Origin of the sequence: Amphritea atlantica (assembly GCA_024397875.1) — a bacterium.
GTDB lineage: Bacteria > Pseudomonadota > Gammaproteobacteria > Pseudomonadales > Balneatricaceae > Amphritea > Amphritea atlantica_B.
The window spans coordinates 2,795,059-2,810,178 of the sequence record CP073344.1 but is presented as its reverse complement, the minus strand read 5'-3'; the positions used below and the strand labels follow the sequence as shown (position 1 = coordinate 2,810,178).

The 15,120-nt window shown below is 51.5% G+C and carries 9 protein-coding genes and 1 pseudogene; 7 read left to right on the top strand and 3 right to left on the bottom strand.

Annotation, left to right across the window (positions count from 1 at the left end; genetic code table 11):
• Positions 1–248 precede the first annotated feature (248 nt).
• The 4 genes and pseudogenes from KDX31_12885 (at position 249) to KDX31_12870 (ending at position 6,420) form a co-directional block, all read left to right on the top strand.
• A pseudogene (locus KDX31_12885) lies at positions 249–1,586 on the top strand (xanthine/uracil/vitamin C permease).
• A 345-nt stretch (positions 1,587–1,931) separates the two neighbouring features.
• The gene (locus KDX31_12880) at positions 1,932–3,296 is read left to right on the top strand and encodes a sigma 54-interacting transcriptional regulator (GenBank protein ID UTW02251.1); all 1,365 of its coding nucleotides are present in this window, start codon (positions 1,932–1,934) and stop codon (positions 3,294–3,296) included.
• Between the two features lie 411 nt (positions 3,297–3,707).
• Complete coding sequence (locus KDX31_12875) at positions 3,708–5,321, top strand: BCCT family transporter (protein ID UTW02250.1); 1,614 nt, start codon at positions 3,708–3,710, stop codon at positions 5,319–5,321.
• Complete coding sequence (locus KDX31_12870; GenBank protein UTW02249.1) at positions 5,305–6,420, top strand: hypothetical protein; 1,116 nt, start codon at positions 5,305–5,307, stop codon at positions 6,418–6,420. Before KDX31_12875 ends, KDX31_12870 begins: the two co-directional genes overlap by 17 nt.
• Positions 6,421–6,499: 79 nt before the next feature.
• On the opposite strand, the gene KDX31_12865 is transcribed toward KDX31_12870, so the two are convergent.
• Entirely contained in the window at positions 6,500–7,192 is a 693-nt protein-coding gene (locus KDX31_12865; GenBank protein ID UTW05389.1) for a response regulator transcription factor, read from the bottom strand.
• 66 nt (positions 7,193–7,258) lie between these two features.
• A complete protein-coding gene (locus KDX31_12860; GenBank protein ID UTW05388.1) occupies positions 7,259–10,087 on the bottom strand; it encodes a cache domain-containing protein in 2,829 nt (942 codons plus the stop codon).
• Between the two features lie 482 nt (positions 10,088–10,569).
• Here KDX31_12860 and KDX31_12855 point away from each other — a divergent pair, with 482 nt between their 5' ends.
• Entirely contained in the window at positions 10,570–12,204 is a 1,635-nt protein-coding gene (locus tag KDX31_12855; GenBank protein ID UTW02248.1) for an acyl-CoA synthetase, read from the top strand.
• A gap of 81 nt (positions 12,205–12,285) precedes the next feature.
• Positions 12,286–12,825 (top strand): hypothetical protein, encoded by a 540-nt coding sequence (locus KDX31_12850; protein ID UTW02247.1) that lies wholly within the window; start codon positions 12,286–12,288, stop codon positions 12,823–12,825.
• 337 nt (positions 12,826–13,162) lie between these two features.
• Here the strand turns inward: KDX31_12850 and KDX31_12845 are convergent, their stop codons facing one another.
• Positions 13,163–14,173 (bottom strand): AraC family transcriptional regulator, encoded by a 1,011-nt coding sequence (locus KDX31_12845; GenBank protein UTW02246.1) that lies wholly within the window; start codon positions 14,171–14,173, stop codon positions 13,163–13,165.
• Between the two features lie 194 nt (positions 14,174–14,367).
• On the opposite strand from KDX31_12845, the gene KDX31_12840 reads away from it, so the two are divergent.
• A complete protein-coding gene (locus tag KDX31_12840; protein UTW02245.1) occupies positions 14,368–15,117 on the top strand; it encodes an electron transfer flavoprotein subunit beta/FixA family protein in 750 nt (249 codons plus the stop codon).
• Positions 15,118–15,120: the final 3 nt, after the last annotated feature.

The window sequence follows — 15,120 nt, the reverse complement described above, 5'->3', positions numbered from 1 at the left end:
GCTGGCGGATTGTATTGAAATCTGAACCTCAGTGTTTGCCAATTAAAGCATCGATTTACCATAGATTTCGGCGCTTCCCGTGCTTGATACATTTCGTTATTTCTGAGAAAGATTGCAGCAAAACTCCTGTTGTTAAATACCTGCTACGCAACTACATCCCGTCCGGCTGAGAGAACCGGTCCGGGGCTGGCTGCCTGGTTTGTCTCCATCAGACAAGCAGAGTGAAAATAATTTCAGGAATAAGAACAATGCCGTTAAAGACTCGAGAGTTCGGTGCTGAGCAGCCTTACTGGCCTGCTGGTCCTTTCAAAATCAGACTGCCTTTCATTCACTATCGCTGGGAAACCCCTGAAATGATTCAGGGCCTGATCATGTTTGTGGTGGGTCTGGCGATGATTCCCCTGTTAGAAAAATATCTGGGTATGCCCTACGAAGCAGCCCTGGCGTTTACCTTTATTGCCGGCGTGGGGTATATCCTGCCGGCATTACTGGGGGTGCCGCTGGTGCCTGGCTGGATAACGCCGGCAATACCGGTGGTGCTGCTCTACCTCAAAGGGTTTGAGCCGGGTCCGGAAGCGATCAAAGCGTTGTTCGCGTTGCAGCTGGAAGTGACCATCATCTTTCTGTTTCTCGGCGTTACCCGGCTGGGTTCAAAGCTGGTGGAGGTTATCCCTAACTCGCTGAAGTCGGGCATTATTATCGGTGCCGGTATTGCGGCCATGATGGGCGAGCTGAAAGTCGGCGGGCGGATCGATGCGACACCGGTATCGCTGATTATCGGTTCGCTGATCTCCGCGTATATACTGTTCTCCCTCTCCTTTAAAAACGTCGTTGATGCCAACCCACTGGCGAAAAGGATTGCTAACTTCGGTATGGTACCGGGAATGATTCTGGCGATGATCGTCGGCTGGAGTGTCGGCGAATATCCGCTCCCGGAGATTGAGTGGGGTATCACCAATCCCGACTTTGCCCTGATGTGGCAGTATCTTATCTTTTCTGTCGGCTTCCCTGGCTGGGATGTTTTCCTGCTGGCGATTCCGACCGCCATTATCGCCTACGTAATCGCCTTTGGTGACATCATCGTTGGCTTTACTCTGGTTAAGCGGGTCGATCACCTGCGCGCCGATGAAAGCATTGAAGACAGTGTCGACCGGGTACATCTGGTGACCGCGATTCGTAATGGTATGCATGCGTTTCTGGCACCCTGGCCGGGTCTGGCCGGTCCTCTCTGGACGGCTGCCCATGCTACCGTTGCCGAACGCTATGCAATGGGCCGTAAGGCGATGGATTCGATCTACAGTGGCGGTGGCACGTTCTGGATCACCGGTCTGGTAGCGCTGTTTGTTCTGCCGCTGGTAACCCTGTTTAAACCGGTACTGCCGATTGCGCTGTCGCTGACGCTGGTGTTGACCGCCTATATCTGCATTATGGTGGGAATGGAGCAGCTGAAAAACTCAGTTGAGCGGGGCGTGGCCGGTATTGTTGCGGTGACCCTGGCGATGCCTGACCCTCAGTCGACGGTGTATGCGGTGGCAATCGGTCTGATTCTCTACTTCCTGATCGAGCGGCCTAAGCTGTTGGGCAAGCACAACCCCGAGGATGAAGTGATCTTTGCCGATGGCGAAGAGGAGGTTCAGGCTGAAGCCGCCAAGGCCGCAGCCCAGTCAGATAAGTCGCGCTCAGAAACCGTTTAAGAACCCTCAGTAAGACCAACCCGGCATTTGCCGGGTTTTTTCGTTGTTATCGCCTGGAAAGTACGGAGCGGTGTTTGAAATCCCTGAAGAAAAAGCATCTGGTATATAGTGCTAGTCGGGCACTTCTATCTATTGGCGGTACTCCTGGCTGAATCGGGTTGCTGGTATTTGGTGAGTTAATCCAGCAGAATTGCAGACGGAATCAAAGCAGGGTCAGGTGTAAGAGAGGTGCATAGCATGGCGAAATCAGAGCAGTCCCGCTTGAGTTTTGATGAGTTCACCCGACTGATTGATCATATGCACGATGAGGTTATGATCTATGATCGCCAATACCGGATTGTCTATGTTAACAACGCCTGCCTCAGACATTATGGATATAGCCAGTCGGAGATGATTGGAAAAAACTTCCAACACTTTTCCCGGGAGCAAAATTGTTGGAATAATTCGGTCTTACCCAGCGTTTTTAAGCTTAAAAAGCCACTATCAACCATTCAGGAAACCTATCTGGGGACCCAAATATTCACGATTGCCACCCCTTTGCTTGACAGTAAGGGGGAGGTTGAATATGTACTGATGAATGTTCGGGATGTCGCTGATGATGGCTCAGTACAGCGGATGACGGACGTAGTTCATGAGTTTGAAGAATCGCCTGATCAGGTTGTTGGTGGAGTGATCTGCCGCAGCCCGGTGATGGAGAAGGTGATTGCACTGGCAAGACAGGTTTCTGATCTGATCTCACCCTGTTTGCTGCTTGGCGAAACCGGTTGTGGTAAGAGCATGCTGGCAAAATATATACACCATAACAGCCCCAGAAAGGACGCCCCTTTTGTTGTGGTTAACTGTGCCGGTATTCCTTCTGACCTTTTTGAATCAGAGTTGTTTGGGCATAAGCGCGGTGCTTTTAGCGGAGCAGTAACGGATAAAGCCGGGCTGTTTGCTGAAGCAGAGGGAGGGACGCTGTTTCTGGATGAGATCTCAGAGCTGCCATTAGCGATGCAGGCAAAGCTGTTGCATGCTCTGCAGGAGCGGGAGTACAGGCCCGTAGGGGAAACCCGGATCCGCAAGGCGGACGTTAAATTCCTGGCTGCAACCAACAGAGATCTCTTCAGCATGGTGCGCAGTGGTGCTTTCCGGGAGGATCTCTACTACCGGCTGAATGTGTTTGAGATCCAGATACCACCGCTACGTCACCGCAAGGAGGATCTGCTGCCTCTGATCTATTATTTTCTCAATCAGTTTAACCTCCAGTATCGCCAGCACCGTCAGTTGAGTGAAGAGGCCCTGGTGATTATGCAACGGTATGACTGGCGGGGGAACGTCCGGGAGTTATCCCATGTGGTGGAGCGGCTGGTGGTGACTGCAGGTGGTGATCAGGTTCAGGTAGGTGATCTTCCTGCCAGCCTCTATGAAACCAATCATTTTGATAACCGACCGGTTGCCGGGCAGGTGGATTTAAAGCAGGCATTGGCTGACCTGGAAGGAAAGATTGTCCGTGAAGTGGTCAGGAGAAATAGCAGCAGTCGCCAGGTGGCGGCTGCGCTCAATATCAGTCAGTCAAAAGCGGTGAGGTTAATGCAGAAGCATCTGGCTGGCTCTGATTAGTGCTAAAACACAGATGTAATGAGTCAATAATGAGTTGAGTCATAAGTGACTCGATGAGTCTTTTTTGACTCGGTACAGTTCAATAACCAAATGAGATACCTGCAGGTGCCATATTCCGGGCGCTCGGTTTTCCTGCCTGCTGTATTGCCTGCTATCGAAAGTCCCTTCTATTACTATTCTGAGTCAGAAAAGACTCAGTCGTATACTCTGTATTATCTGAAGATTATCTATTTAACTAATTGATAAATATAGTAAAAATAATTTTTTATATAATTGGTACGTAGATTGCTTTTGTAGAGGGGCAGGGCTTTTCTTCAGGTGAAACCTGAGTAAAGCACCCTGATCTTACACAGGCCCGGGCTCCGAATGCCCGGTTAAATAACCATCTGTCAGTAATCTGAGGAAATAAGGATGGAAATTAATAAAAATAAACCGAGAGTCGACCGGGGAATCTTTTACAGTTCTCTGATTTTGCTGTTACTTATCATCGTGCCCCTTTCCCTTTATCCGGAATCTGGCTCCGCAGTGTTAAGTAGCATATTGTCATATACAACCAACCAGCTGGGCTGGGTGTATTTGTTGTTTGCCGTCGTTGTGATGGGCTTGTTGGGCTATCTGGCCCTGGGTCCTTACGGTCGGATTCGCTTTGGCGATGAAGCACCAGAGTTCTCAACCTTCTCATGGATCGGGATGATCTTTACCGCGGGGATAGGTTCGAGCATTCTCTACTGGGCGCCTCAGGAGTGGGCTTTCTATTACAAGGCACCTCCATTTGGTGCTGAAGCGCTGTCGCCACAGGCGGCTGAGCTGGCTGTGGGCTATGGCTTCTTTCACTGGGGGCTGAGTGCCTGGGCTATCTTTTGCATCCCGTCACTGCCGATCGCTTATCAGTATTTTGTCAAGAAACGTCCTTTTTTGCGTCTGAGTCAGGCCTGCACCGAGACTCTGGGGGAATCCCATGCCAATGGTCTGGTGGGAAAAATCATCGATATTGCGGTCATCTTCGGTATTCTTGGTGGCCTGGGGACAACGATCGGTCTGGGTACGCCGATGGTTTCAACACTGATAGGTAGCATTTTTGATATCGAAGCTGGATTTAGTCTTAATCTGGTGGTTATGGGGATCTGGGTGCTGATGTTCTCCGCCAGTGTCAGCCTGGGTTTACAGAAGGGGATAAAGCGGCTGAGTGATGCCAATATGGTGCTGGCGCTGGTTTTTCTTGGCGCGATCCTGGTAGTGGGTCCGACGGCATTCATTATTAACAGTATGCTGTCAGGACTGGGCTTCATGTTCGATAACTTTATGCATATGAGCTTATGGACAGATTCGGTTGCCGGGGGTGGTTTCCCTCAGTCCTGGACTATTTTTTACTGGGCATGGTGGGTCTCCTGGGCGCCATTCGTTTCAATCTTTATTGCCCGTATCTCCCGTGGCAGAACTATCCGCGAAACTATCTTCACTGTTGTTGGTTTCGGCAGCCTTGGGTGTTGGATCTACTACGCTGTGCTGGGTAATTATGGACTGTACCAGCAGGTTAATGAGGGTCTTGAAGTGACCCGTATTCTGACAGAGGAGGGAGGGGCTGCCGCCGTGTTGGCGGTACTCAGCAGTCTGCCGTTTTCTACCCTGGCGGTCGTTGTCTATACCATTCTGGCATTTATCTGTCTTTCGACCTCACTTGATTCAGCTGCTTACACATTGTCGGCCATTGCAACCGATAATCTGGAGCAGCATCAGGATCCGGCATTGTGGCACCGTATCTTCTGGGCTTTTGCCCTGGCAGCCTTACCGTTGACGCTGATTTTGATCGGCGGGGGAAAGGAAGGCAGCCTGAAGGCGATTCAAACCTCCTCTATTGTGCTGGCGTTACCGCTGACATGTGTATTGTCGCTGGTGATCTATAATTTTTTCCGGGTGCTTAAACAATCGGAAAAGAGCGATCAGAGCGAAGATATTCTGCGTATCTCCGGGCTGGCGGATGCTGATGAGGAAATGCGGAGGGTTCACAGTGTCGTCAACAGTTAAGCAGATTGAGATCGGGCTCTATAATCCGGCAAAGGATCAGATCAGGCTGGGGCAGCACAGTGGTGAGGTGGTTGAAGGGCTACTGCTGTGCAAGATCACCACCAGTGACGGTATTGTCGGTTGTGGGGGGATAACCACCTACACCGAGCATGAGGTTGACCGTTCGCTGTATGCCAGTGCCTGTGGCGCTGCGCGAAATGTGATGGGGGCTGACATTTGTCAGCGCGAAAATCTCTACCAGACGCTAAACCGTCGCTATGATTTTCTGCGCGCCCAGACAACCTCGCTCTTTGATCTGGCGCTGTGGGATGCAGCAGCCAAAGCTGCAGACTTGCCGCTCTACCGCTACCTGGGTGCTGCCCGGGAGCGGGTGCCGGTTTATGCCAGCATTCCCAGCTTTCAGAGCATAGAGGCCTATTTGGAGCAGATCGCTGCCCTGGCGAATAAACCGTATCATGCGGTTAAGATACATCCTTTCTGTGACGTTGAACGGGATATAGAGCTGATACAGGCTGTCAGCCAGCGCTTCGGTCAGACGCAGCGCTTCTATTTTGATGCGGAAGGACAGTACAACCGGGAAGGGGCGCTGCGGATCGGGCGGGAGTTAAGCCGGCATTCATGTTTTGAGTTTTTTGAAGCGCCACTGTCGGATATGGATCTGGAGGGGTATGCCCGGTTAAGGTCCTCGATAGAGATTCCTGTAGTGATGAGTGGTATCGAGTTGTTTTCCCCGGTAATGCAGGCGCATGCTGTGAATATAGGGGCCTGTGACCGGCTGCGTTTTGATACGACTCTGACGGGTGGTGTCACGGCAGCCAAAAAACTGATCGCTATTGCTGAGGCGGCCGGGATCTCAACCGAGATTCAGAGTTGGGGTTTTTCGATAACTCAGGCTACCAATCTGCATATGATGCTGTCTACCGCTAGTTCAACTGGATTTGAACAGGCGGTTCCCTGTGAGCCCTATCGCTGGGGGTCGGACGACTATATCCATATTGATGAGCAGGGTTATGCCTGTCCCAGCGACAAGCCGGGCATAGGTATTGACTATATCGATGAGGTTATTAAGTCTGCTCAGGTAGCATCTTTTACTCTCTGATTATTCCCCTGTGGGAGTAGCTATGCTCCCTCAGGGGGAACACAGGACTCGGTTATGCCTTTTATTTGTAATGAATGCGTCAGGGGTTCCAGCTGACATCGGTGGTCAGGATATATCCCACCCCGTAGATGGTTTTGATGATCTCGGGGTTTTTCGGATCCTGCTCAATTTTCTTGCGCACCCGGGACATTCTGACATCGATGCTGCGATCGAACGGTCCGGTGCTTTCCCCCATCAACTGATCTCGTGAGAGGATGGTTTTTGGTGCTTTGAGCAACTTGATCAGCAGTACATGTTCTGCCGAACTGAGTTCTGACTGCTTGCCATCCGTGGTGATCAGGGTGAGTGTTTTGGGGTCATAGGTCAGATTAGCAAAGCTGGCGGTGCGGGTCTCTGTTTTGGGATCCGGTCCGCAGTTTTCCAGTCGCCGGACTAAACTGTTAACCCGGGCTACCAGCTCCCGTGGGATAAAGGGCTTAACGATATAGTCGTCGGCCCCCAGTTCCAGTCCCAGCACTTTGTCGGGTACGCTGTTGCGTCCCGAGAGGATCATGACGCCAACATTGTGCTTGTCGCACAGCTGTTTAACCAGTTCCATACCGTCCATATCGGGCAGGCCCAGATCAATAATACAGAGTGCCGGTGGACGGGTGCGAATCGCATGGCTGGCCTGGGTTCCGGTGGTAAAGCTGCGAACGCAGTAGCCGAACTGTTGCAACTCCTGGCTCACCAACTGACAGATATCCTGTTCATCATCAATTACGTAGATCATTTTATTATTATTCAAGGTTTGCCTCCGCAAAGAGAGAAGCGGCAATCGGCACCTGCTGTGCCTGGTTTATCGCTTCTCACTATCATGAAATGCCTTTTTCAATTCTGCTATCCCAAAGGGCTTGCTCAGCAGCAGAAAGGCCGGGTTGATCGGCTTGTCTCCGCTTTGTTGGTAGGAATATCCACTGATCAGGATGATCCTGCAACGGTTATCTCGCAGATGCTGCCAGTCTGCCAGCTCAATCCCGTTGATGCTGCCCGGCAGCATGACGTCGGATACCAGGGCATAGAGTTCCGGTAGCAACGGTATCAATCGCCGGGCTTCTTCGGCGTTATGGGTGTCGATCACATCAAAGCCCAGCTCGATCAGTTGCTGACGCACCACCGAGCGCACATCCGGATCATCCTCTACCAGGCAGACCAGTTTGCCCTCCTGCTTGAAGTCGCGCGCCTGTGCGTCAGGCGAATCTTTTGCAACACCTTGTTCGGCAGCCTTTGCCGGCAGCAGCAGGGTGATCGTCGCTCCCCGGTTCGGGGCGTTCTGAATGCTGATATAACCTTGTGACTGTTTAACGAAACCGTACACCATACTCAGTCCCAGACCTGAGCCAGCGCCATTACTCTTGCTGGTAAAAAAAGGCTCAAAACACTGCAGCAGGGCCTGGTCGCTGAAGCCGGAACCGGTATCACTGATACAGATCTCACAGTAGTCACCCGGCGCTACCGGTTCATCCATCACCAGGCGGTTTTTGACTTCAATGCTCTGGGTGGCGAAGCTGATCTCGCCACCCTCGGGCATCGCATCCCGGGCGTTGAACACGATATTCACCAGCGCATCCTCCAGCCTGCCCGGATCGGCAAAGGGCTGCAGGTCGGATGGAGTGTTGCTTATCCTGACCGTGATATTGTCCGGTAATGAACTCGACAGCAGTTCGACAGTGCCGCTGAGCATCTGGCCGATATTAATCAGGGTGGGGGAGAGCGGCTGTCGGCGGGAAAATGATAGCAGTCGGCTGGTGATATCGGCTCCACGCCGGGTGGCCCTGATCGCGGGTTCAAGATAGCGATGCAACTGATCATCTTCGGCATAGCGATCGCCTGCTGAATGCAGGTTGCCAAGAATAATGGTCAGCAGATTATTAAAATCATGGGCCAGTCCCCCCGCCATCTGACCGACAGCATTCATCCGTTGCGCTTCATTTAACTGCCGTTCGGCATCTTTTTCACTGGTGATATCAAAGGTCAGTATCAGAATGCCATTAACCTCTCTATCGGGGTTAAAGCAGGGGATCAGGGTGCGTTTGCAGATTACCTGCCGTTGCTGCTGGTGCTCTGTATATTCGCCAGTGGTTTGCTGTCCGTTCAGAGCGGATTGGATCTGACACTGGATGCGCCTGAAGCATTCCTCGCCGATAGCCTGCTGCAGGGATTTATTGATCATGCAGGCCTTATTCTGCTGAAAGGTATCGGCAAACACCCGGTTGACGAAGAGAATGTTAAGGCCGGTATCGACATAGGCGATCTGCGCGGGCAGGGCGTCGAGGATTTGCCGTTGGCGCTGCTCAGACAGTGCCAGCGCCTCTTTCGCGCTGGCCATCGATTCTGAGGCGATGATCAGTTGTTGATTTTTCTCCGCTAATGCATGGGTGCGTTGTTCAACCTTGCTGTCCAGGTTTTTGATCGAGTCCCGCAAACGTTCCACCATCGTATCGAAGGTGTGGGCCAGCAGCCCCACCTCATCATCACGACGGATGCCGCTTTTAGCCGATAGCTCTCCCTGGGATACTCTCACGGCGGTATCTGCCAGCCGTTTAATCGGCTGGGTAATCCACTGACTGAACAGCAGCATCAGCAGCAGAGCAACAACCAGTGCGATCACCGCGATGGTGATGATTCTTTCGGTCAGTAATTCGGCGCTGCTGCGCAGCTCATCGACATAGACCGAAGAGCAGATATACCAGTCAAATCCTGGCAGGTAGCGTACCAGCGAGAGCTTTTCATAACGGTAATTTCCAGGGTCGTCCGGCCGGTCCCATTTGTAATACAGCTCTTGACCGGTATCGGCGACCTGTATCAGGTCCTCTGCGATGGAATTGCCGGTGACCGGATTGGTCAGCGAAAGAAAGTTCTTGCCGGCAATATTGGTGTTCGGGTGGATCAGCATATTGGTGCTGGCATCAAACACAAACAGATAGCCGGTGGAGGCGATTTTAATCTCTTTTATCCCCTCCCGCAGTTCAATCAGCGCCTCATTGCGGATACGTTGGATATCAGCATCCAGGTCATCCAGATAGACCCCCGAGCCGATGACAAAACCCTTTTGCGGGAAGTTTTTAACGAAGGATACTTTATCCAGCGGCTTCTCAGAGTCGAGCCGGTTCCATTTGTACTGATAGAAACCCTCTCCCTGGCTGAGTGCCAAATCGATGACAGTCCTAACCTCTGAGTCACTATCGTTAATGCGAAAGGCCGCTGTATCTTTGCCCTGATAGCGCGGGTCGGGGTGGGACAGCAGGGTGCCGTGCTGGTCGGCGATCCAGATATAGTCATTATCGCCGTATTTAAAGCTTCTCAGCTGCTCAAAGGCTACCTGGCGTGCCTGGGCTTCGCTGAGACCGTTGCGGCGCGCTTCAGCGACGGCGCTGTCGAAAAAGGAGTCGGCCAGATCAACCACGGTACGCAGGCGCTTTTTGTGGGATTCAAGCGCCTGGCTGCGGTATTTCTTGGTATCGGCGTACATCTTGTTGGCGAGGGAGAATACGCTGTTGAGGGCGATAGCGCTGGAGTTTCGCTCAATCTCGAAAACCTTCTTCTTGATCACCGGCACCGAATAAAAGTACACCGTGATAAAAATCATCGAGATGATTATCAACAGGGTAACGAAGAAGCGTTGCATGAGTTTCGATCTGAAAAGCATAGTGCTGTCGTCTTGTGGCGTACTGTTTTTATTGTGCTGTCATTCTATAGCAAATGTGGGTTCGCCAAACCGGCTGTTACATTTCGTTAGATTTCAGACAGATTGAGGCAATGATTATGAGCTTTAATCTGTATTAAACACAGAATAAATACTGTGACACAGAACAATAAAAACTGACTATATAAAGTCAGAAGAGAGTAAAGATGCCTTCCCTTTATCCGCATGATTATATCACTGCCGAACTGAACCGTTATGGTTCAGCGACGGTACTCTGCTGCTGGTTACTCTTCCTGAGTTTTCGCACCGTGGACCCCTGCCGTTGTAATGGTAACGAATTAACTGCTGACAGCCAGGTTTAGCCGGAATGCCCCGTGAGGGGCGATTCATTTGAATACTCTTTCAGATTGACAGGCCGGGCTTGACTACTGAGCAACGGTCGAAAACAGGTACAGGAAAACACAATGTCCGAACATCATAATGTCTATAACCAGTCCCTCGATCAGAACCAGGCAAACTTTACTGCGCTCACACCGCTGAGTTTTCTTGAGCGCAGCGCTAAGGTTTACCCAAACCGTATTGCTACCGTACACGGTGCGGTTCGCAGAACCTGGGCTGAAACGTATCTGCGTTGTTGTCAGCTGGCTAGTGCCCTGGTGCAACGGGGGATCGGTAACGGTGATACCGTATCAATCATTGCACCTAACCTGCCTGAGCATTTCGAAGCGCATTTTGGTGTACCGATGAGTGGTGCCGTACTGAACTCCATCAATACCCGGCTGGATGCAGAAGCGATTGCGTTCGTCTTGCAGCATGCGGAAACAAAGGTACTGATTAGCGAGCGTGAATTTTCCTCAGTGGTGCGTAAAGCCCTGAAAATGATCGGTAAAAAGATTCTGGTAATCGATATTGATGATCCCTCTTATGCTGAAGGCGAGCTGATCGGTGATCTGACTTATGATGCTTTTCTGACTGAAGGTGATGATGCGTTTAGCGGTGTGAAGCCCGCAGATGAATGGGATGCGATTACCCTCAACTACACCTCGGGCACCACCGGAGATCCGAAAGGGGTGGTGTATCATCATCGCGGTGCCTACCTGAATGCCGTGAGTAATATTGTTTCCTGGGATATGGGGCAGCACCCGGTTTATCTCTGGACGCTGCCGATGTTCCACTGTAATGGCTGGTGTTTTCCCTGGTCGATTGCGGCGGCTGCGGGTACCAGTGTCAGCCTGCGACATGTCCGTGCCGATATGATCTTTGAACAGATAAAAGAGCAGAAAGTGAATCATTTCTGTGGTGCACCTATCGTACTGAATATGCTCAACTCAGCGCCCCAGGCGATGAAAGAGGGAATTGACCATCAGGTTAAAGTGATGACGGCAGGGGCTGCGCCACCGGCTTCTGTTATCCAGGGAATGGAAGAGCTTGGTTTCAGGGTTACCCATGTCTATGGCCTCACTGAAACCTACGGTCCGTCGGTGGTCTGTGCCTGGCATAGCGAGTGGGATGAATATGATGAAGCGAAAAAGTCCCGTCTGAAATCCCGTCAGGGGGTACGTGCCCCAATGCTCGATGGTCTGATGGTGGCCCATCCGGATACGCTGGAACCGGTGCCTCAGGATGGTGAAACCATTGGCGAGATCTTTATGCAGGGTAATCTGGTGATGAAAGGTTACCTGAAAAATCCATCGACCACCGATGACGCTTTTAAAGGCGGCTGGTTCCATTCCGGCGATCTGGCGGTGTGGCATGCCGATGGTTATATCGAAATTAAGGACCGCTCCAAGGATGTGATTATTTCCGGTGGCGAAAACATCTCCAGTATCGAGGTTGAAGATGTGCTTTACCGTCATCCAAAAATTCAGGATGCAGCGGTGGTCGCCCGGCCGGATGAAAAGTGGGGTGAAACCCCCTGTGCTTTTATCACCACCACCGAGGGTGAAACAGTGACCGAGCAGGAAATTATCGATTTCTGCCGGGCCAATATGGCGCACTTTAAAACCCCTAAACGGGTGGTTGTGGGCGACCTGCCGAAAACCTCAACCGGTAAGATTCAGAAGTTTATCCTGCGTCAGCAGGCTAAAGATCTGCAATGAGTCTGCGCGGGTAGCTCGTGCGGAGGGTCCTGCGGAGGAGCCTCGCTTCTCCGCAACTCAATGTCAGACGGAAAAATAATAATGAAGATCACCGTAATACTGACACCCGAAGCCTCAGAAGGAGATAAAGCTGTTCTGGGGAATCAGGCGCTGGAGAGTATCAGCGAAGCGTTAAAACTGAAACTGAGTGGCCGTGCGCAAGAGATTAAAGTTGTCGCAATCGGACAGCCTTTAAGCGAGACTCTGCGTGTCAGGCTGCTGCGGCAGGGCGTTGATTATACGTTGTTCCGGGCCTGTGATCGCTGTCCCGGTCTGATGGAACTGGCGGAACAGTTTATCGGCATAATTCATATGGAATCCCCCGATCTGATTTTTATCGGTCGGGGCGATAATGACCGTCAGAGTCAGCTGGGGAATATGCTGGCTGAGTTGCTGGAGTTTCGACTGTCGCAGTCGGTCCCGCTTCAGGGACAGCTTTATCGCACCCTGGTGATTCGTGAAATTGGCAATGGTATGCATACCGTCAGGGTGTCGTTGTTAAAGTCCGAGTCTGATGACACAGGATGTTCCGAGCGTGGCAAAGCGTCGGGCTTCGGTAAGTATCAGGTTCTTTCTGGATGAAAGCAGTTTATATACTGCTGCCGGATATCTATTTCAGGCGCTGAATCTGAGCGGCTTGAAAATGTAAGATTATGGAGTAGCACCATCTGATGTGATGCCCTGCTATGCAGATTAGCATCAGACTTTTATGGCTCTGAAAGGGGCCTTTTTTTTCTGAGAATTTTTTAACGGATAAAAAAGCCGGTCTCTGTAAGGCAGGACCGGCAACATCATATGGCTCTAAGGGCGTGAACCAATGAGTAAACAAGTAACTCAGGGACCACCATTGTGCGATTTTAGGGTGTTCTTGACGATAGCCTGAACAGTCAGTGTTTTGATTAAATCGGACAGGTGGGGCTCAGCCTTTTGATTTACGGTAGGTGCTTGGAGAGATGCCGGTCCAGTGTTTGAATGCCCGGGTAAAGGCCGCCGCTTCGGCAAAACCGAGTAGTCTGGCGATCTTGGAGATAGGCAGGTTGGGCTGGCTGAGCAGGTGGATCGCTTCATCCCGGCGAACACCATCTTTGAGCTCCTGAAAGCTGGTGCCCTCTTCATCGAGTTTGCGGCGCAGGGTCCGGGAGGTGGTATGCAGCTGGCTGGCGATATCTTCCATACTGGTATCGACCATCGATTCGGCATTTTCGAGGTAGTCCATCACCTTGCGGGTGTAAACCGGGTAATAGGATTGACGTTTAAACCAGTCCAGCGGTGCGCGCCTGAGATAGCTGCTAAGATTTTGCAGTGTCTGCACTACCGGCGCGTTCATGATGCTCCGGTCAAAAGTCAGGCTGTTATGCGGCTGATTGAAAACAGCCGGGCAGGGAAACATTAACCGGTACTCCTCGAAGTGCGCCGGTTTGGCATGGCGAAAGCCGACCTGTTTCAGCGGGATTCGCTGGCCAATCAGCCAGCTGGGAAAGCGGTGCCACAGCAGCATCAGAAAGTCGATCAGGGCGTGGTCCGGATCTTTTTCCGGATGCGTCAGGTCCAGAGTGAAAATCACCTGGTCGCCCGTTTCGGTGATGGTCATATGGGATGCCGGTACCAGCAGGTTATAAAAATGCACCGCCTGGGTGAAAACCTGCTGCAGGTCGGTGCAATGGATCACCATGCGGCACATCAGCGCGAATATGCCGAAACGGCAGGGGGGACTGGCGAGGCCGAGATAATCATCATCGCTATGGCGCAGGATCGATTGTACCAGCCGGCTCAGTTGCATCGGGGTGATACGGACTTCATGGTTTCTTAGCAGTTCACTGTTAAGCCCGGCCTCCCGCAACAGTTGCTGTTCATTAAGCCCGTTCAGGCGTGCGCCTTTGAGCATCGCATTGGCAAAGTGGATCGAGATGGAGTGATGGTTATAGCTCATAAACTGTGTACCAGAAACATTAACGTGTTGTCCTATAATGGAGCCGTTTGTCCGATACTATCAGAAATATCCGAAATTAAATGGTTAGTTGTGTCCGAAAATATCAAATATAAGGCTTTTTTCGTTATTGTTGTCCTGTCTGGCAACAGGCAAACTAGACGTTAATAAGAAACCGCAATCTAAAAGTGAGTGCTATGAAGATACTTGTTCCGGTAAAACGTGTTATCGACTACAACGTTAAAGTGCGGGTTAAGTCCGATAACAGTGATGTTGATCTGTCTAACGTGAAAATGGCAATGAATCCATTCTGTGAAATCGCTGTAGAAGAGGCGGTTCGTCTGAAGGAGGCGGGTATCGCAAGCGAAATTATCGCGGTATCTATCGGAGACAAAGCCTGCCAGGAACAGATTCGCACCGCACTGGCACTGGGGGCTGATCGCGGCATTCAGATTGAAACCGATTCTGCGCCTGATGCATTGTCTGCGGCTAAGTTGCTCAAAGCTGTGGTTCAGGAAGAGCAGCCTCAGCTGGTCATCATGGGTAAGCAGTCAATCGATTCCGATAACAACCAGACCGGTCAGATGCTGGCGGCGCTGCTGGATTATCCTCAGGCAACCTTCGCCTCTGAAGTTAAGGTTGAAGGGGATAAGGTACAGGTGACCCGTGAAATCGACGGCGGTTTGCAGACTCTGGAGCTGGATCTGCCGGCGGTTATTACTACTGATCTGCGTCTGAACGAGCCTCGTTACGCCTCCCTGCCCAACATCATGAAAGCCAAGCGTAAGCCTCTGGAGGTTAAAGCTCCGGCTGACCTGGGGGTTGAAGTTGGCAACAAAGTGACTCTGGTTGCGGTTAACCCACCGGCGGAGCGCCAGGCGGGTATCAAGGTGGCATCAGTCAGCGAGCTGGTGGATAAGCTGAAAAACGAAGCAAAAGTAGTTTGAGGA